The sequence below is a fragment of the Nocardioides bruguierae genome (assembly GCF_023554635.1).
GTDB classification, from domain to species: Bacteria; Actinomycetota; Actinomycetes; order Propionibacteriales; family Nocardioidaceae; genus Nocardioides; species Nocardioides bruguierae.
Genome location: NZ_JAMJPH010000038.1, coordinates 49,161 through 66,488 on the forward strand (window position 1 = coordinate 49,161; position 17,328 = coordinate 66,488).

16 protein-coding genes are annotated in these 17,328 nt (G+C 73.6%); 8 read left to right on the top strand and 8 right to left on the bottom strand.

All coding sequences use genetic code 11. The features are described from left to right. The first annotated feature begins 7 nt into the window (after positions 1-7). The 5 genes from M8316_RS19745 to M8316_RS19765 are packed head-to-tail and all read left to right on the top strand — an operon-like array spanning position 8 to position 6,473. Complete coding sequence (locus M8316_RS19745; protein ID WP_250057623.1) at positions 8-1,300, top strand: type IV pilus twitching motility protein PilT; 1,293 nt, start codon at positions 8-10, stop codon at positions 1,298-1,300. Beyond that, positions 1,297-1,803: an RsiG family protein gene (locus M8316_RS19750; RefSeq protein ID WP_250057625.1), complete on the top strand. Its 507-nt coding sequence runs from the start codon at positions 1,297-1,299 to the stop codon at positions 1,801-1,803. The genes M8316_RS19745 and M8316_RS19750 overlap by 4 nt, the downstream gene beginning before the upstream one ends. Continuing rightward, a complete protein-coding gene (locus tag M8316_RS21260; protein ID WP_250057627.1) occupies positions 1,800-3,581 on the top strand; it encodes a GspE/PulE family protein in 1,782 nt (593 codons plus the stop codon). Before M8316_RS19750 ends, M8316_RS21260 begins: the two co-directional genes overlap by 4 nt. Then, positions 3,568-5,259, top strand: coding sequence for a type IV pilus twitching motility protein PilT (locus M8316_RS19760; RefSeq protein WP_308196060.1), 1,692 nt, complete (start codon positions 3,568-3,570; stop codon positions 5,257-5,259). Before M8316_RS21260 ends, M8316_RS19760 begins: the two co-directional genes overlap by 14 nt. Then, a complete protein-coding gene (locus M8316_RS19765) occupies positions 5,256-6,473 on the top strand; it encodes a type II secretion system F family protein (RefSeq protein ID WP_250057630.1) in 1,218 nt (405 codons plus the stop codon). The genes M8316_RS19760 and M8316_RS19765 overlap by 4 nt, the downstream gene beginning before the upstream one ends. Here M8316_RS19765 and M8316_RS19770 read toward each other — a convergent pair. The 4 genes from M8316_RS19770 to M8316_RS19785 are packed head-to-tail and all read right to left on the bottom strand — an operon-like array spanning position 6,388 to position 11,138. Then, complete coding sequence (locus M8316_RS19770; protein WP_250057632.1) at positions 6,388-8,109, bottom strand: hypothetical protein; 1,722 nt, start codon at positions 8,107-8,109, stop codon at positions 6,388-6,390. The two genes, M8316_RS19765 and M8316_RS19770, sit on opposite strands and share 86 nt — an antisense overlap. Continuing rightward, on the bottom strand, positions 8,106-8,822 hold the full coding sequence (locus M8316_RS19775; protein ID WP_250057634.1) for a PilW family protein: 717 nt from the start codon (positions 8,820-8,822) through the stop codon (positions 8,106-8,108). The genes M8316_RS19770 and M8316_RS19775 overlap by 4 nt, the downstream gene beginning before the upstream one ends. Then, a complete protein-coding gene (locus M8316_RS19780) occupies positions 8,819-10,597 on the bottom strand; it encodes a type IV pilus modification PilV family protein (protein ID WP_250057636.1) in 1,779 nt (592 codons plus the stop codon). The genes M8316_RS19775 and M8316_RS19780 overlap by 4 nt, the downstream gene beginning before the upstream one ends. Before the next feature lie 58 nt (positions 10,598-10,655). Next, positions 10,656-11,138, bottom strand: a complete 483-nt coding sequence (locus M8316_RS19785; RefSeq protein WP_250057639.1) for a GspH/FimT family pseudopilin — start codon at positions 11,136-11,138, stop codon at positions 10,656-10,658. Between the two features lie 280 nt (positions 11,139-11,418). Here M8316_RS19785 and M8316_RS20905 point away from each other — a divergent pair, with 280 nt between their 5' ends. Both M8316_RS20905 and M8316_RS19795 read left to right on the top strand, forming a co-directional pair. Next, positions 11,419-11,844, top strand: coding sequence for a type IV pilin protein (locus tag M8316_RS20905; RefSeq protein WP_308196061.1), 426 nt, complete (start codon positions 11,419-11,421; stop codon positions 11,842-11,844). A 110-nt stretch (positions 11,845-11,954) separates the two neighbouring features. Further along, a complete protein-coding gene (locus M8316_RS19795) occupies positions 11,955-12,953 on the top strand; it encodes a FliA/WhiG family RNA polymerase sigma factor (RefSeq protein ID WP_250057641.1) in 999 nt (332 codons plus the stop codon). A 96-nt stretch (positions 12,954-13,049) separates the two neighbouring features. On the opposite strand, the gene M8316_RS19800 is transcribed toward M8316_RS19795, so the two are convergent. The 4 genes from M8316_RS19800 to M8316_RS19815 all read right to left on the bottom strand — a co-directional run bounded on the left by M8316_RS19800 (position 13,050) and on the right by M8316_RS19815 (position 16,523). Beyond that, positions 13,050-13,403 (bottom strand): DUF1304 domain-containing protein, encoded by a 354-nt coding sequence (locus M8316_RS19800; protein ID WP_250057643.1) that lies wholly within the window; start codon positions 13,401-13,403, stop codon positions 13,050-13,052. A 34-nt stretch (positions 13,404-13,437) separates the two neighbouring features. Next, complete coding sequence (locus M8316_RS19805) at positions 13,438-14,388, bottom strand: DMT family transporter (protein ID WP_250057645.1); 951 nt, start codon at positions 14,386-14,388, stop codon at positions 13,438-13,440. A gap of 252 nt (positions 14,389-14,640) precedes the next feature. Next, positions 14,641-15,318, bottom strand: a complete 678-nt coding sequence (locus M8316_RS19810; RefSeq protein WP_250057647.1) for a response regulator — start codon at positions 15,316-15,318, stop codon at positions 14,641-14,643. After that, on the bottom strand, positions 15,315-16,523 hold the full coding sequence (locus M8316_RS19815) for a sensor histidine kinase (RefSeq protein ID WP_250057649.1): 1,209 nt from the start codon (positions 16,521-16,523) through the stop codon (positions 15,315-15,317). The genes M8316_RS19810 and M8316_RS19815 overlap by 4 nt, the downstream gene beginning before the upstream one ends. 121 nt (positions 16,524-16,644) lie before the next feature. Between M8316_RS19815 and phoU the strand changes: the two genes are divergently transcribed. Next, the gene (gene phoU, locus M8316_RS19820) at positions 16,645-17,298 is read left to right on the top strand and encodes a phosphate signaling complex protein PhoU (protein ID WP_250057651.1); all 654 of its coding nucleotides are present in this window, start codon (positions 16,645-16,647) and stop codon (positions 17,296-17,298) included. Positions 17,299-17,328 lie beyond the last annotated feature (30 nt).

Consider the following 17,328-nt stretch of genomic DNA (forward strand, 5'->3'; position numbering starts at 1 on the left):
ACCCCCAGTGAGCACGCACGCCCACCACCTGACCGACGGGACGGCCGGCCAGGACGCCGCCCACGCGGCGCCCCTCGGCGCGCCCTCGAGCGCGCCCGCAGCCACCCCCACGCACGCCGCCGGACACGCAGCCGGACACGCAGCCGGACAGGCCGCCGCGCCGTCCGCCGGCGGCCTCGACGCCGGTCAGGTCCTGGAGGCCCTGCTCGCCGAGACCGTCCGCCGCGGCGGCTCCGACCTGCACCTGCGCGCGGGCGTGCCGCCCCGCGTCCGGGTCGACGGCGACCTGCTGCCCCTGGGCCGCGCCCTGCCGGGTGCCCTGCTCACGCAGATGCTGCGGGGCGCCATGCCCGCGGACGCGCTCGAGGTCTACGACCGCGACCTGGAGGCCGACCTGGCCATCACCATGACCGGCATCGGCCGGTTCCGCGTCAACGCCTTCCGCACCCGCGGCGAGGACGCGGCCGTGCTGCGTCGCGTGGCCGAGGAGCCGCAGAAGCTCTCCTCGCTCGGCATGCCCCCCGTCATCCGGGACCTGGCGCTGCGCCGCCGCGGGCTGGTGCTCGTCACCGGCCCCACGGGCTCGGGGAAGACCACCACGCTCGCCGCGATGATCGACGCGATCAACGACGAGCGCGCCGTGCACGTGCTCACGCTCGAGGACCCCATCGAGGTCGTGCACTCCAGCCGCGCCGCCACCGTCACCCAGCGCGAGCTCGGCTCGGACTCCCGCTCCTGGTCGGGTGCCCTGCGCGCCGCGATGCGCCAGGACCCCGACGTCATCCTCATCGGCGAGATGCGTGACGCCGACACGGTGCACGCCGCCCTCTCGGCCGCCGAGACCGGCCACCTGGTCATGTCCACGCTGCACACCACCGACGCGCTCGAGACCGTCCAGCGCGTCATCGACTTCTTCCCGCCGCACGAGCAGCCGCGCGTGCGCGCCGCGCTCGCCGCCTGCCTCCAGGGGGTCGTGTGCCAGCGCCTCGTCCCCACCGTGGACGGCGGCCGGGCACCCGTCCTGGAGATCGCGGTCGGCGACGTCCGGCTGTCCGAGGCCGTGGCCGACCCCGAGCGGACCGGCGAGATCCCCGACGTGCTCGCCGAGAGCGGCTACTCGGGCATGCAGACCTTCGACCAGCACCTCGTGCGCCTCGTGGTCGAGGGCGTGCTCAGCGAGGACGACGCGCGTGGCGCGGCCAGCAAGCCGCACGACTTCGGCGTGATGCTGCGGCGCACCGGCTGGCGCCCGGACGCACCGACCCCGGCTGCCGGCGCGCTCGCGGGAGGTGCCCGATGACCGCCCTCGCCCGCCGCCCGGAGCACACTGCCCCGCGCACGGCTTCCCCCACCGCTCCCCACGCCGGCCACACCGGCCACCCTGCTCCCGCCGACGCCCCGCTCGACCTGCACCGCCTCCGCACGCTGCGCACCGCGCTGCGCGAGGAGGAGGAGCGGATCAGCTACTGGCGCCGGTTGCTGCACGCCCGCATCGACCTGGTGCGCGCCGGCGCCGGCACCGACGGCCACCTCACCCTCGAGCAGGTCGAGCGCGCCCTGGGCGACACCGGCCGCGGCCACGGTCGCGAGGTGTTCCTCCGCGTCCGCGCGTTCGACCCGCTGCCCGGCCTGCCCGTGCTGCGGACGCTGTGGAGCAGCGAGGACGTGGCCGAGCTCGAGGTCGCCGCCGAGGAGCTCTCTGTCTACCGCACCGCCCTGCACGAGCGGATCGACGCGCTCACCGACGCGCTCGTCGAGCACTACCGGGAGGACCCGAGCCGGGCCCTGACGGTGCTCGGGTGAACAGCCTCGCCTGGGACAGCCTCGAGCCGGTCGAGCCCCGCCCGGAGGTGGACGCGGTCGCCCGCCGCCGCGCCGACCGCTGGCAGACCGAGGACTCCCGCATCCACACCACCGCGGAGACGACCACGGCCGCGCTCGTGGCGCACGGCCTGGTCACGGCCGAGCAGCTCGCGCAGGCGCAGGCGGCCGTCGCCTCGACCCACGGGTCGGTGATCGAGGCGCTGCTCGTGCTCGACGTCGACCGCGCCGCCGTCCTCGAGCTCGTGGCGGGCGTCGCGGGCGTGGGCTTCGTGGACCTCGGGGAGAACGGCGTGGACGGCGGGGCCGCGGCCCGGCTCTCCGGCGACGTGGCCCGCCGCTCCGGCGTCCTGCCCTACGCGTGGCTGGGCGACGCGCTGCTGGTGGCCGTGCCGGTGCGTCGTCTCGGCGACCTGGAGCTGAAGGACGACCTGGTCCGGCTGACCCGCTCGGCGGTCACGTTCGTGCTCGCCGGCCGCGCCGACATCGAGGCGCGGCTGAACGAGACCTACCGCGCCGAGGCCGAGCTGCAGGGCCTCACCACCGGCCTGGTCGAGGAGACCCCCGAGCAGGGGCTGGACTCGCTCACCGAGGTCGTCGACGACGCCCCCGTCGTCCGCTTCGTGAACCTGCTGGTCAGCCAGGCCATCGCCGACCGCGCCTCCGACATCCACCTGGAGCCCACGCAGGACGACCTGCGCGTGCGCTACCGCATCGACGGCGTGCTCGTCGACGCCCACCGTGCGCCCCGCGCGATCACCGGCGGCGTGGTCTCCCGCTTCAAGATCATGGCCGGCATGGACATCGCCGAGCGGCGTATCCCGCAGGACGGCCGCATCAGCATCAACCACGACGGCAAGACCGTCGACCTCCGCGTCGCGACCCTGCCGACCGTGTGGGGCGAGAAGATCGTCGCGCGTGTGCTCGACAACTCCACCGCCCGCCTCGACCTCGACGACCTCGGTTTCGAGCCCGGCAACCGGGAGCGCTTCGCCCGCTCCTACCGCAAGCCGTACGGGATGATCCTGGTGACCGGGCCGACCGGCTCGGGCAAGTCCACGACGCTCTACGCGACGCTGAACATCCTCAACAACGCCGACGTCAACGTCATCACCGTCGAGGACCCGGTGGAGTACCGGCTGCCCGGCATCAACCAGGTGCAGACCAACCCCAAGGCGGGCCTCACGTTCGCCTCGGCACTGCGCTCGATCCTGCGCTCGGACCCCGACATCGTCCTCGTCGGCGAGATCCGCGACCACGAGACCGCCTCGATCGCGATCGAGGCCTCGCTCACCGGTCACCTCGTGCTCTCCACCCTGCACACCAACGACGCCCCGTCCGCGGTGACCCGCCTGGTGGAGATGGGGATCGAGCCGTTCCTGGTGGGCTCCGCGCTCGACTGCGTGCTGGCCCAGCGGCTGTGCCGGGCGCTGTGCGAGCGCTGCCGGCGCCCCTACCGCGCCGACCCCGCCGAGCTGGACCGGCTCGGCTTCCGGCTCCCCGCCGAGCACGACGGCGTCCTCTTCGAGGCCGTCGGCTGCTCGGCGTGCTCCCGCACCGGCTACCGGGGACGCACCGCGCTGCACGAGGTGATGCCGGTGAGCGAGGAGATCGAGCGGCTGACCGTCAGCCGCGCCCCGACCGACGAGGTGGCTCGGACCGCCCGCGAGCAGGGGATGACGACGTTGCGCTACGACGGCTGGGCGAAGGTGCTCTCCGGTCGTACGACCGTGCAGGAGGTGCTCCGTGTCGCAGGATGACCAGCAGACCGGTTCGACGGGGTCCTGGGACACGTCCTGGGCCCAGTGGGACACGCCGGCGGAGACGCCGGCGGCCGCCCCCGCCCCCGCTGCCGGGGCGCGCCGGCGGGCCGACGTGCCGGAGGACTCCGCGCCGAGCACCGGCTCGACGTCCCTGTGGGACCAGGTGATGGCCGGCTCCGACGCCGACCCCACCGAGGACGTGTCGCGCGTCGCGCCCGGGGGTGGACGACGGGTCGCCGCCGCGCCCGCGGACGCGTACGAGCCGCCCACCTACCAGCCGCCGACCTACGAGGCGCCCTCGTACGAGCCGCCGACCTACGAGGCGCCCTCGTACGAGGCCCCGGCCTACGAGCCGCCCACGTACGAGACCCCCACGCCCGTCTACCGGGAGCCCGAGCCGGTCGTCCCTGCTGTGGCCCCGGTGACCGCCGCGGCTCCGGTCGCGGCTGCGCCGGTCGTCGCGGCTGCGTCGGTGCCCGAGCACGTCGAGCCCGAGCACGTCGAGCCCCTGGGCCTGGACGAGCTGCTGACCCAGGTGGTCGAGCTGAGCGGCTCCGACCTGCACCTCACCGTGGGTGTGCCGCCGACGGTCCGCGTGCGCGGCGAGATGCGCGCGGTCGAGGGCCAGCCGGCGCTGGAGGCGCGGTCGCTGCAGGAGGCGGTCTACGCGATCCTCACCGAGAAGCAGCGCAAGACGCTGGAGGAGACCCGCGAGCTCGACTTCGCCTACACGGTGCCGGGCGTGGCCCGCTTCCGTGCCAACGTCTTCTGGCAGCGCAGCGCGCTCGGCGCGGTGCTCCGCCTCATCCCGTGGGAGATCAAGACCGTCGGCGACCTGGGCCTGCCCGCCGTCGTCTCCGGCTTCGCCGAGCTCAAGCGCGGGCTGGTGCTCGTCACCGGGCCGACCGGCTCGGGCAAGTCCACGACGCTCGCGGCCGTCATCGACCAGGTCAACCGCACCCGGCGCGGGCACATCATGACCATCGAGGACCCGATCGAGTTCCTCCACGACCACAAGGGCTGCATCGTCAACCAGCGCGAGGTCGGCGGCGACACCCTCGGCTTCCGCAACGCGCTGCGCCAGGTGCTGCGCCAGGACCCCGACGTCGTCCTCGTCGGCGAGCTCCGCGACCTGGAGACCATCTCGGTGGCGCTGACCGCCGCCGAGACCGGTCACCTCGTGCTCGCCACGCTGCACACGCAGTCGGCACAGGACACCGTCTCCCGCGTCGTCGACGTCTTCCCCGCCGAGCAGCAGCAGCAGATCCGCACCCAGCTGGCCGCGACCCTCCAGGGCGTCGTCTGCCAGACCCTCGTGCCCACCGCCGACGGGCGCTCGCGCACCGCCGCGCTGGAGATCATGGTGTGCACCACCGGCGTGCGCGCGATGATCCGCGAGAACAAGCTGCCGCAGATCCCCGGCGCGCTCCAGGCGGGCGTGGACGTCGGCATGCAGACCCTGGACGGCCACCTGGCCGACCTGGTCAAGCAGGGCCGGGTCACCCGAGCCGTCGCGCTGGAGCACTGCGCGGACAAGGAGAGCCTGCTGGCCCTCATCACCAGCACCGGCCTGCGCGGCCCGGGCCAGGGCGGCCAGGGCGCGGCCTCCGCGCACGGTGAGCTGCTCACCGGCTGGAGCGCCCCGCTGGCCACCGACGAGGAGAGTGCGTCGTGACCGCGCAGAGCTTCGAGTACAAGGTTCGCGACGCCGACGGCAAGTTCCGCGAGGGCAAGGTCAAGGCCGCCTCGGCCGAGGCCGTCGCCGACCGGCTGCGCTCGCTCGGCTACGTGCCGCTGCAGATCAGCAAGGCCGGCCAGGGCCTGCAGACGGAGATCCGGCTGCCCGGCTCCAAGCGGGTGCCGCCCAAGGAGCTGGCGATCGCCACCCGGCAGCTGGCCACCATGGTGCAGTCCGGCCTGCCGCTCCTGCGCTGCCTGGCGATCCTCTCCGACCAGGTCGAGCACCCCGAGCTGGCCCGGGTGCTGGGTGAGGTCCGGGCCGGCGTCGAGGCCGGCCACAGCCTCTCCTCCTCGCTCCAGGGCGAGCCGCGCACCTTCCCGCCGCTGATGATCAACATGGTCCGCGCCGGCGAGCTCGGCGGCTTCCTCGACACCGCGCTCGCCCAGGTCGCCGAGACCCTCGAGGCCGAGGTGCGGCTGCGCGCCAAGGTGAAGTCCGCGATGACCTACCCGGTGGTCGTGCTGGTGATGGCCGCCCTCATGTGCATCGGCATGCTGCTGTTCATCGTCCCGGTCTTCGAGAAGATGTTCACCGACCTCGGCGGCGTCCTGCCGCTGCCCACCCGCATCCTGGTGTTCCTCTCCGACGCGATGGTCTTCATCCTGCCCGCGCTCGCCATCGGCACGTTCGTCTGCGTCGTCTGGTGGCGCCGCAACGGCCACGAGCGGCGGGTGCGCGAGGTCGTGGACCCGCTCAAGCTCAAGATGCCGGTCTTCGGCGACCTCGCGGCCAAGATCGCGCTGGCCCGGTTCAGCCGCAACCTCGGCACGCTGCTCGGCGCGGGCGTGCCGATCCTCCAGGCGCTCGACATCGTCGGCGACACCTCCGGCTCCACCGTCATCGCCCACGCCACGGAGGACGTGCGCCGCTCGGTGGCCGGCGGCCAGTCGATCGCCGGCCCGCTGGGCCGCCACGAGATCTTCCCGTCGATGGTGGTGCAGATGATCGCCTCGGGCGAGGAGTCCGGCGCCGTCGACGTCATGCTCGGCCGCATCGCCACGTTCTACGACGAGGAGGTCGAGGCCACCACCGAGGCACTCACCTCGCTCATCGAGCCGCTGCTCATCGCCGGCCTCGGCATCGTCGTCGGCGGCATGATCGTCGCCCTCTACATGCCGATCTTCTCGGTCTTCGAGCTGATCCAGTAGGGCACGGCGAGCCTCGTCCCCGGCAGTCGCGGAGGCGGGTCACCCAGCACAGCAACACCAGGACGCCGGCGGGGCGATGCCCCGCCGGCGTCCTGCTGCCTCCGGGTCTGGCGTCCCCGGGTCGTGCGTGGTCCTGGGTGGGGCGGGGTGCCGCCCCCCCGCAGCGGGCGCCCTCGAGGTAGCGACCCACGCCCTGGCGCAGGAGGCTGGGGGAGAGGTTCGCCAGGAAGCACTCGTCGAGGGAGAGGTTGGCCGTGCCGGTGAGGTCCACGGCGTCGGCGAACAGCGTGCCGATCAGGTCCGCGGTGCCGTTGTTCTTCGACACCTTGCCGTAGGGCGAGCGGGAGGTGAGCACGATGCTCGCGGCCATGCTCGTGTTGCTGTTGAGCCGCACGTCGCCGTTGACGATGACGATGAGCAGGCTCTGGTCCGGGCACTGCGCCGAGTCGGCGACCACCTCGCCGGTGTCCTCGCGACCCCAGTCGTCGAAGTCGGCCTGGGAGAGGTTCACCAGCGCGCTGCTGGAGTTCGTGGGGCTGAGGTCGAAGAACATCACCGCGTGCGGCGTCACCGACGGCGAGGGGACGCTCCAGCCGCTGTTGGTCGTCCAGTAGAGACCCTGCGACTGGGCCACGGCCCGGAGGTCGTCCAGCTCGTCGGCGCTGAAGGGGTCCTCGCCGATGCCGAACAGGGTGCGCAGCGCGTCCTCGGAGCCGATGCGGGAGCCGTCCACGTCGGTGGTGCCGTCGCCGTCGAGGTCCTGCGCGCCGTAGTAGGCGGGGTACGCGGCGGCCACCGACGCGCACGCGGTGCCGGCCAGCGGGCCGCCGTAGGCGTCCTGGTCGTAGGGGAACTCCACGTTGCAGGCGCCCGCGGCGTTGCTCGCGCTCCAGGAGTGGATGGGGCCGTTCTTGCCGCTGCCCTTGGCGTCCGAGCAGTACTGGTTGTTGCCGTTGGCGTTGGTGATCACCTGCGAGGAGTGCACGGCGGCGGGGATGCCGTAGGCGGCGTCGATGGTGTCGGCGACGTCGATCTTGTCGCGGCGGTAGACGCAGCCGGTGGAGAAGACGCTGACCCGGGTCGTGGAGTAGTTGCCGCCGCCGGAGATCTCGCGGCCGAAGAGGCCGAGCGGGAGGCTGGCGATGGGGCTGAGCGAGACGTCGACCTCGACGGCGCGCACGCCGGAGCCGGAGCGTCCGGTGCTGTGGATGCGGTACGTGGCCGGGTCGTTGTCGGGCCAGGGGGCGATCGGCTCGATCCAGGCGGTGTAGGACTGGCCGGCCGAGCCGGGCAGGTCGTCGCCGAACGGGGCGCTGCTGCTGCCCCAGGCGTTCGTCGTGCAGTCCGGCGAGCAGCGCAGTGAGCGGGAGCCGCTGCTGCGCAGGTAGGCCAGGGCCTGGGCGACGCCGGCGTCGGCGGCGTCCAGGGCGGCGGCCGAGGCACGCGAGGCCGAGGAGGCCTGCATGCCGTTGACGGTGACCCGCAGGATCGTGGTGCCGAGCACCAGCACGAGAGCCACCACCATCATGGTGATGACCAGGGCGGAGCCGGTGTCGGCGGGCCGGTCCGGCCTGGGACGGGGGCCACCGGTGGCTCGGCGGGCGGCACGGTGCCGGTGGGCGCGCAGGGCGATCATCCGGCGCCTCCTTCCTGGTTGCGCAGGTCGACGCGGAGGGTGAAGTCGCGGCTGACGTCGCCGTCGCGCACGGTCATCGAGACCTCCACGAGGTCGAGGTGGGCCAGCTCGGCGCCGTCGGGGCGGCCGTTGCCGTTGCCGCCGAGGGCGGGGTAGGCGTCCAGCTCCTGCCAGGTCGTGCGCCCGTCGCCGTCGGCGTCGGGCTCGAAGGCGGAGGAGAGCAGGCGCAGGTCGAAGCGGCTGACGACCTCGGCCAGCACGGGCCGGGTGATCGCGGCGCCGTCGGCGTCGTTGGCGGTCAGCGTGAGGCGGCCGGCGGTCGGGTCCCACCGGTAGGTGAGCACCTCGGGGTCGGAGATGCCGGTGTCGCGCAGGCCGTCGCCGTCGAAGTCGGTCCACACCGTCAGCGAGGTGGTCGCATCACCGAGCGAGGTGAGCTCCACCTTGTCCACGGCGGCGGTCTGCCGCAGCTCGCGGGAGAGCCGCTCCACCGCGAGCCGGGACTCCTGGGTGACGTCGGCGGTGGACTGGATCTCGTCGGTGACCTCGGCGGTCGAGAGCGCGAGCCCGAGCAGCAGGGTGGAGACCACCCCGAGCAGCCCGATCGCCACGAGCAGCTCCACCAGGGTGTAGCCGCCGTCGTCCGGGCACTGTCCCGGGTCCTGCGCAGGCTCGTGCCCGGAGTCGTGCCCGGATTCCTGCGCGGCGTTCATCGGTCGTCCTGCGCGGTGCACGAGACGGCGCCCAGCGTCACCGAGAGGGTGGAGGACGGCTCGGCGACGGGCTGCCCCGCCTCGTCCGTGACGACGGCGCCGTCGGAGTCGACCTGCTTGCGCAGCGGCTGGGTGCGCAGCGTGATGACGCCGGGGATCGTGACCTCGGCCGCGCCGCCGGAGGCGGTGCGCGTGGTCTCGCCGACCGTGAGTGCGGACCAGGAGGCGATCCAGTCGTCGAGGTAGCCGTAGGTGCCGACCGGCACGGTCGACAGGTCGATCGCCTCCAGCGCGTCGGTGGTGGAGGCCTGGGTCGTGGTGGGCGTCGTGGGGGTGACCGCCACGTAGCCCGTAGGCGTCCACCGGCGGACCGTGGCCGACCAGGCCGCGGTGGTGGAGGCCGCGTGCCCCGTGCCGGCGACGCGGCAGCGGGCGGCGGCCCCGGTGAGGTCGACCTGGAGGATGCCCTCGGGGGCGAAGGTGGTGGGCAGCACCTGCACGGTGCCGGCGCGGGCGGTGCCGCAGGCCTCGACGGCGGAGGGGTCCGTGGTGTCGTCCGTGGCGGTCGAGGTGGCCCAGCCGGTGGCCGAGAGCCGGACGCTACCGCCGCTGGTGCTCACGGAGCAGTCCGAGCCGGTGGCGCTGGGCACGGTGGCGCTGGTCATCTTCACCAGGCGCCCGGTGAGGGCGAGGCCGTCGCGGTAGAGCAGCAGGCTGCCCGTGCCGGCGCCGACGCCGAGGGCGGTGCCGCTGGACGAGGGGGAGGCCAGGGTGGCGCCCACGGGGGAGAGGGCCGAGCCCAGGCCCGGCAGGGCCTCGGCGACCCGCGCGGCCAGCGAGGTCGTCTGTGTGCCGCCCCAGCAGGCGAGCTGGCAGCCGCTGGCGCCCAGGCTCGACTCGCCCGCGCCCTGCGCGGCCACGGTGGCGGCCGGTGGGGCGACCACGTCGGCGGTGGCGCCGCGGCCGGTGAGGCTGGTGCCCACGTCGGCCGCGACCGAGGACGCGGTGCCCGAGGCGGTGGAGGCGTAGGAGAGACCGGTGGCGAGCTGGAGGCGGCCCGCGTCCACGTTGACCGGCACCTCGCCGGTCACGGTGGGCGTCGAGGTGCCGACCGCGAGCGTGGTGACGTCCACGGAGGCGCGCAGCCGGGTCGCGGCCTGGCGGGTGCGGCTGATCTGGGTCCAGCTGCTCACCGGCGCCAGGGTGGCCCCGGTGCGCAGGACGGTGACGCCGACCCCGATCTGCGAGGCGGGCCGCGCGTCGCGGCCGACCACCTGCGTGGTCCACCCGCTCGCCGGCACCACCACGGTGGGCGGCGTGCCGTCGGAGAGGAGCTGGGTGGCCACGACCACGGTCCAGCCGTCGAGGTCGCCGTCCTCGGCGTCGGTGATCACCCGGCGGTAGAACGCGCCGTCCGGCTCCCAGGAGCACCGGGTGGCGCCCGCGGCGACGAAGCCGTCGGAGGCGGACGTCGGCGCCACGGCGTCGCCGTCGGCGTCGGTGCAGGCCGGCGCCGTGGCCGGGGTGGTGAGGTCGGTGTAGTACCGGTCGAGCACGTCGATGTAGTCGCCGGCGTCCGGGGCCACGTGGAAGGGCAGGTTGCGCATCTGCTCCAGCTGGCCGAGCGCCAGGGACTTGGCCTGCGTGAGCTCGCGCGAGGTGGCGTTGCCGCGGATGCCGCTGAGGATCACCGGGAGGGTGGCCACCAGCACCACCACGAGGATGCCGACGCTCACCATGATCTCCACGAGGCTGAAGCCGCCGTCGGACGGCACCTCGGTCCTCGTCTCGGGATTGGGCTCGGGTTTCGGTTCGCGCCCGGGCGCGCGGCGGTCAGCGGCGGGAGACACGGCCGGTCAGCCCCTCGACGTGGATGACGATCTCGCGGTCGGAGTCGTCGCGGACGACCGTGACGGTGCCGGCGGTGGCGGTGCCGCGCGAGCTGAAGGTGACGCCGGCCAGGGTGCCGTCGTCGTCGGTGGTGAAGGACGGGTCGAGCAGGTGGGTGCCCTGGCCGTCGAGGGCGACCGCGGGCTCGAGGGCGGTGCGGTCGTCGTCGGCGCACCGGCCGCTGAACAGCTGGTAGTCGGCGTCGGTGAACATGACGCAGAGGGAGCGGCCCTCGGTGACGGCCCGCTGCTGGGTGGCGCGGAGCACCGCCTGCACCTGCTCGGCCGCGCCCTCCTGAGCGTTGGCGCGCGTCCACTGGACCCAGCCGGAGATGGCGATGCCGAGCACGATCGTCAGCACCGTCACCGTCGCCATCAGCTCCACGAGGGTGAAGCCGCGGTCGCGCGGGTCGGTGGGCTGCGTCACGGGCGGTCGCTCCGGGGTCGGCGGCGCACGGGGGCCGGGCGCCGAGGGCTGGCTGGCGGCGTGCGGGCGAGGCCGGGACGGTGCTGGAGCAGCCGGACCCGGAAACCCGGACCCACTTGTTCTGTTTCGGCATCCCCGCAGGTCACCTTGAGCCAGAATGAAGACATCTAGACCGCTCTCAAGACGGCCTGGGGTCGCGCCGATCCACCGGGATGAACCGTCCTCGCCCCGGTCTCATGCACCCCCCAGGGGGCCGGGCCGACCGCCATTGGAGACAACCGTGCAGACCACCACCAGCAACGCCCCGGAGAGCCGGGACAAGGGCTTCACCCTGATCGAGCTCCTCGTCGTCGTCATCATCATCGGCGTGCTCGCCGCCATCGCCATCCCGGTGTTCCTGAACCAGCGCCAGAAGGCCGCGGACGCCGGCACCCAGTCGGACCTGAAGAACGCCGCCACGCTCATGGAGACCTGGTTCGTCGACAACCAGACCTATGCCGACGCGGACACGACCGATGCGGTGGCCCAGCTGACGACCCTGCGCGAGTCGGACCCGGTCGTCGTGAGCATTCTGAGTGCCAACGCTTCTGGTTTCTGCCTCCAGGGCGCCAACACCAATGGCACTAGGACCTTCATCTACGACTCCGGTCAGGGCGGGATTCTGTCCGAGGACGACACTGCCTGCACCAGCAGCACCTACGCCTGAGCCATCCAGCCGCACGGCCTCCGCGTGGCGCGCCGCCGCAGACTTTGCCGCGGCGCGCCCCGCGCGTCCGGGACACCGGACACCACCTTCCCCGAAGATCCAGGACCACCATGACCGAGCTTCTCGATCGCGTCACCCCGCCTGGAGACGCGCCACGCCCCCACTCCGAGGCCGCCGCCACGACGCAGCCCCGGAGCCCGGAGCAGTCGACCACGGAACCGCGCCGTCCCGGCGCCCACCGCCGGCCCGAGCCGCTGCCGACCGCGTCGGACGCGCAGGAGCCCGGCCTCGCCGACCCCACCCCGGACGCCGCCGGCGTGCCGGGGCCCCGTCACGTCCGGGCCGTGCCCGACGACGAGCCCTTCGCGCACGTCAGTGCCGACGAGGGCGAGGACGGCGACGGCGCGCTGTGGCGCGCCATCCGCGAGCGCGGCGACCTCGCCGCCCGCAACGAGCTGATGCTGCGCTACGCCGGCCTGGTCAAGTACGTGGCCGGCCGCGTCCGCTCCGGCATGCCCGCCTCCGTCGAGACCGGCGACCTGGTCTCCGAGGGCATGATCGGCCTCATCGACGCGATCGAGCGCTTCGAGCCCGACCGCGGCCTGCGGTTCCCCACCTTCGCCGTGCCGCGCATCCGCGGCGCGATCCTGGACGCGGTGCGCGCCGACGACTGGGCGCCCCGCTCCGTCCGCCGCCGTGCCCGCGAGCTGGAGCGCACCGCGCACGCGCTGCGCACCGACCTGGGCCGCCAGCCCACCGACGACGAGCTCGCCACCGCGAGCGGCCTGGAGACCGAGGAGGTGCGCACGGCGCTGCAGCCGCGCACCTGGGTCCGCTACGCCTCCGTCAGCGAGCTCGACGAGCTGCACGAGGTCGGCCGCGACTGGACCGACGCGCTCGAGGACGAGGAGGTGCGGGAGCGGCTGCTGCCGGCCGTGCAGGCCCTCCCCGAGCGCGACCGCGTGATCCTGGCCCTCTCCTTCTTCGAGGGCCTCACCCTGGCCGAGATCGGCCGCGTGCTCGGCGTCACCGAGTCCCGCGTCAGCCAGCTGCGCACCCGCGCCACCCGCGAGCTGCGCCAGGTCCTGCTCCAGCAGACCGCCGGCTGACCGCCGGCCACCCCCCAGACCCGACGAGGGCCCGGCACCATCCCCCTGGCGCCGGGTCCTCGTCGTACGCCCGGGGTCCGGGCGAGCGGTGCGGTCTCAGACCGCGAGCAGCGCCAGCACGAGGGTGGCCAGACCGGGCACGGCCTGCACCCACAGGATGCGGCGGCTCACGGTCAGCGCACCCACCGCCCCCGCGACGAGCACGCACGCCGCGAAGAAGACCTGCACGTCGGTGCGGGTGCTGAGCGCGCCCCACACCAGGCCGGCGGCCAGGAACAGGTTGTAGAGCCCCTGGTTGGCGGCCAGCACACGGCTGGCCTGCGCGAACTCCACGTCGGTGCCGAAGATGCGGCGCCCCGTGGGCGTCGCCCACAGCACCGCCTCGAGGTAGGCGAACCCGACGTGCAGGAGGGCGAGGAGGCCGCAGGCCACGCCGGCGAGGATGGTCACGAACCGGATCGTCCCACGTCCGGGTGCACGCGCGTCACGTCTGCGCGGAGACCGGCTCCTCAGGCCGGGCACGGGCAGCCCGCGCGCGGCCACCGCGCCGTGTGAGCGCCACGCCCACCAGCGCCAGCGCGCCGCCCGCGTAGGCCAGCGCCGGGGGCGTCTCGGCCAACAGCAGCCAGCCCATCACGATGGTCAGCGGCGGCACGAGGTAGGTCGTCACGCCCAGCGTGGAGGCCGAGAGGTGCCGCAGCGCGTACGCGTAGGTGGTGAACGCCAGCGCGGTCGGCAGCGCGCCCATGTAGACCATCCAGAACGTGGACGACGGCGGGGCGGCCGCGACCTCGCGCACCAGCTGCGGCGCGAACGGCAGCGACACGACGCACCCGATGGTGGCCGCCAGCCAGGTCACCTGGATCGCCGGCAGCCGCGCCACCAGCGGCTTCTGCACCACCAGGCTGATCGAGTAGGCCACCGCGGCCACCAGGCACAGGAGCACGCCCGTGCTGTCGCGGTCGGCGGCGTCCGAGGTGGAGAGCGAGATGACCACGACGCCGGCGAACGCCACCGCCAGGCCGAGCCCGAGCCAGCGGGTGAACCGCTCGCCCAGGAAGATCGCGGCCAGCACCGAGATGAGCACCGGCGAGACCTGGATCAGCATCGAGGCGGTGCCCGCGTCGACCCGGGACTCGCCCTCGTTGAGCGCCACGCTGTACAGCGCGAACCACAGGACGCCGATGACGGCCATCCCCGCCCACTCCCGGCCGGTCGGCCGGCGCAGCGAGCGGCGGGCCGTGAGGAGTGCGACGACCGCCAGGCAGACCGAGGCCACCACCAGCCGCCCCAGCGTCAGCGCGCCGGGGGAGAAGTCCTCGTGCAGGTAGCGGATCGCCACGAACGCGCTGGCCCACAGCACCAGGGTGGTGGCCACCGCGGCGAGCGGGAGCCAGGGCAGGCCGGTGGGGGAGCCGGGGGCGGGAGCGTTCACGGCCGCAGCCTAGGCGCCGGCGCCGACACCGCTGCACCTGCCGGTGGTCGAGGTGCGACGAGCCCCGGCGAGGAGCCACGAGACCCCCGCAGCCGGCTCCAGGTCTGCGCCCGTGGCGGCGGGTGAGATCCCGACACGGCCGTCACCGCCTCGTCCCTCGGCGGTGGGCCGCTCGATCCTCCGGCGCCCACGCCGCGGGCTCGTCCCTCGCCCCCCGGCTGCGCCGGAGGCAAGCTCGACCTCCTCGCAGGCTCAGAGGTCGAGCTTGTACCCCAGCCCGCGCACGGTCACGAGGTACTTGGGCTCGCTCGGGTCCGGCTCGATCTTGGCCCGGAGCCGCTTCACGTGCACGTCGAGGGTCTTGGTGTCGCCGACGTAGTCGGAGCCCCAGACCCGGTCGATCAGCTGCCCGCGCGTCAGCACCCGGCCGGGGTTGCGCAGGAACATCTCCAGCAGCTCGAACTCCTTGAGCGGCAGCTTCTGCTCGTGGCCGTCCACGGTCACCACGTGCCGCTCGACGTCCATCCGCACCGGGCCGGCCTCGAGGGCCGCGGGTGCGGCGTCGGGCTCGATGCCGCGGCGCAGCACCGCCCGGATGCGGGCGGTGAGCTCGCGCGGGGAGTACGGCTTGGTGACGTAGTCGTCCGCGCCGAGCTCGAGGCCGACGATCTTGTCGATCTCGTCGTCCTTGGCGCTGACCATGATCACCGGCACGTTCGAGCTCTGCCGGATGACCCGGCAGACCTCGGTGCCGGGGATGCCGGGCAGCATCAGGTCGAGCAGGACGATGTCGGCCCCGTTGCGCTCGAAGTCGTTGATCGCCGTGTTGCCGTCGGCCGCCACGGAGACCTCGAAGCCCTCCTTGCGCAGCATGTACGAGAGAGCCTCGGAGTAGCTCTCCTCGTCCTCGACCACCAGTACCCGTGTCACGGGCGTTCCTCCTGCTCGTCGTTCCCCGGGGAGCGCCCCCGGTCGTCCATCGACCCCAGGGAGAGGTCGTCGTCGGGGGTGCTGTCGGTGCCGTAGTGCTGGGGCAGCGTGAGGGTGAAGGTCGAGCCCTGACCCTCCGCCGACCAGACCCGGACCTCGCCGCCGTGGGTGGCGGCGACGTGCTTGACGATGGACAGGCCCAGGCCCGTGCCACCGGTCGAGCGGTGCCGGGCGGGGTCCACCCGGTAGAACCGCTCGAAGATGCGGTCCAGCTCCTCGGCGGGGATGCCGATGCCCTGGTCCACCACCGAGATGTCGACCGACCCCTCGTCCACCCGGGTCGTCACGACCACCGTGGAGTCGGGCTCGGAGTAGGAGACGGCGTTGGAGACGAGGTTGCTCACCGCGGCGAGCACCTGCTTCTCGTTGCCGTAGACCTGGACGCCGGGGACGCCGCCGACCAGCACGTGGATGCGGCGGTCCTCGGCGGCCATCGCGCTGGTGTCGACCGCGGTCGCGATCACCTCGTCCAGGTCCACGGCGATCGGCTCGTCGAGCGGGTCGTCGGCCTGGAGCCGGGAGAGCTGGATGATCTGCTGGACGAGCTTGCCGAGCCGGTCGGACTCGGTGAGCATCCGGGCGGCGAACCGCTTGACCGCGTCGGGGTCGTCGGCCGCGTCCTCCATGGCGTCGGCGAGCAGCCGGATGGCGCCCACCGGGGTCTTCAGCTCGTGGCTGACGTTGGCCACGAAGTCGCGGCGGACCTCCTCGACGCGCCGCTCCCGGGTGCGGTCCTCCACCAGCGCCAGCACGAGGCGCGAGCCCAGCGGCGCCACGCGGGCGCTGACGAAGCGGGCCGGCACACCAGGACGCGTGAGCCGCAGCTCGGTCTCGCGGATCTGCCCGTCACGCCGCACCTGGCGCACCATCTCCGCGAGGTCGTCGGAGACCAGCCGGGTGCCGCGCACGAGGCCGAGGGCGTAGGCGGGCGCGGAGGCCTTGAGCACCAGCTCGGAGGAGTCGATCACCACCGCGCTGGAGCGCAGCACCGAGAGCACGGTGGCCACGCCGTCGGGCAGGGCCGGCTGCTGGAGCGGCACGGCCGCGCGCTGCTGCCGGTCGGACACGTGCCAGGCGAACACGGCGCCGCCGGCGACCAGTGCTCCGACGAGGGCAGCGAGAAGTGCCTGCGTCGTCGGGTCCACGAGCAGGATCGTACGCACAGCCTTCACCCCCCGTTCGCCGCCGGAGGCCGACGTAGCAACAGTTCACCCCGCATTCACCGCCGGCAGCGCTGTCGTTCGCCGCGCGCTCTAGGCTTGCGCCATGCGTGACACGTTCGACGAGCAGCTCAGCCAGGTCTTCGGCGACCTGGTCTCCATCTGCGGCATGGTCCAGGTGGCGGTGAACGTGGCCACCCAGGCGCTCCTGGAGGGCGACATCACCCTCGCCGAGGAGGTCATCTCCGGCGACCGCGCCATCGACGTGGCGCGCGAGGAGGTGGAGGAGAACGCCATCGGCATGCTCACCCTCCAGGCGCCCGTCGCCCGCGACCTGCGCTCGGTCGTGGCCGCGCTGCGCATGGTCACCGAGCTGGAGCGCATGGGCGACCTCTCCGTCCACGTCGCCAAGATCGCCCGCATGCGGGTCCCCAACATCGCCATCCCGGACGAGGTGGCGCCGACGATCCGCAAGATGGCCGAGGTCGCGGAGGACATGGTGGTCCGCGTCGGCCAGATCATCGCCGACCGCGACGTCAGCGCCGCGATCGAGCTGGGCCGCGACGACGAGATCATGGACGGCCTGCGCCGGGCGTCCTTCGTCGAGCTGCTCTCCGACGACTGGTCCCACGGCGTCGAGGCCGCGGTCGACCTGGCGCTGCTGGGCCGCTACTACGAGCGGATCGCCGACCACGCCGTCTCGATCGCGCAGCGCATCGTCTTCGTCGTCACCGGCGAGACCGACAAGCGCGTCGGCTGAGCGGCCTCCTCCGCAACGACGAAGCGGCGG

Coding starts and splice junctions, on each gene's coding strand:
- M8316_RS19750 (WP_250057625.1), top strand. CDS start 1,297: ATGACCGCCCTCGCCCGCCGCCCGGAGCACACTGCCCCGCGCACGGCT.
- M8316_RS19770 (WP_250057632.1), bottom strand. CDS start 8,109: ATGATCGCCCTGCGCGCCCACCGGCACCGTGCCGCCCGCCGAGCCACC.
- M8316_RS19775 (WP_250057634.1), bottom strand. CDS start 8,822: ATGAACGCCGCGCAGGAATCCGGGCACGACTCCGGGCACGAGCCTGCG.
- M8316_RS19795 (WP_250057641.1), top strand. CDS start 11,955: ATGACCGAGCTTCTCGATCGCGTCACCCCGCCTGGAGACGCGCCACGC.
- phoU (WP_250057651.1), top strand. CDS start 16,645: ATGCGTGACACGTTCGACGAGCAGCTCAGCCAGGTCTTCGGCGACCTG.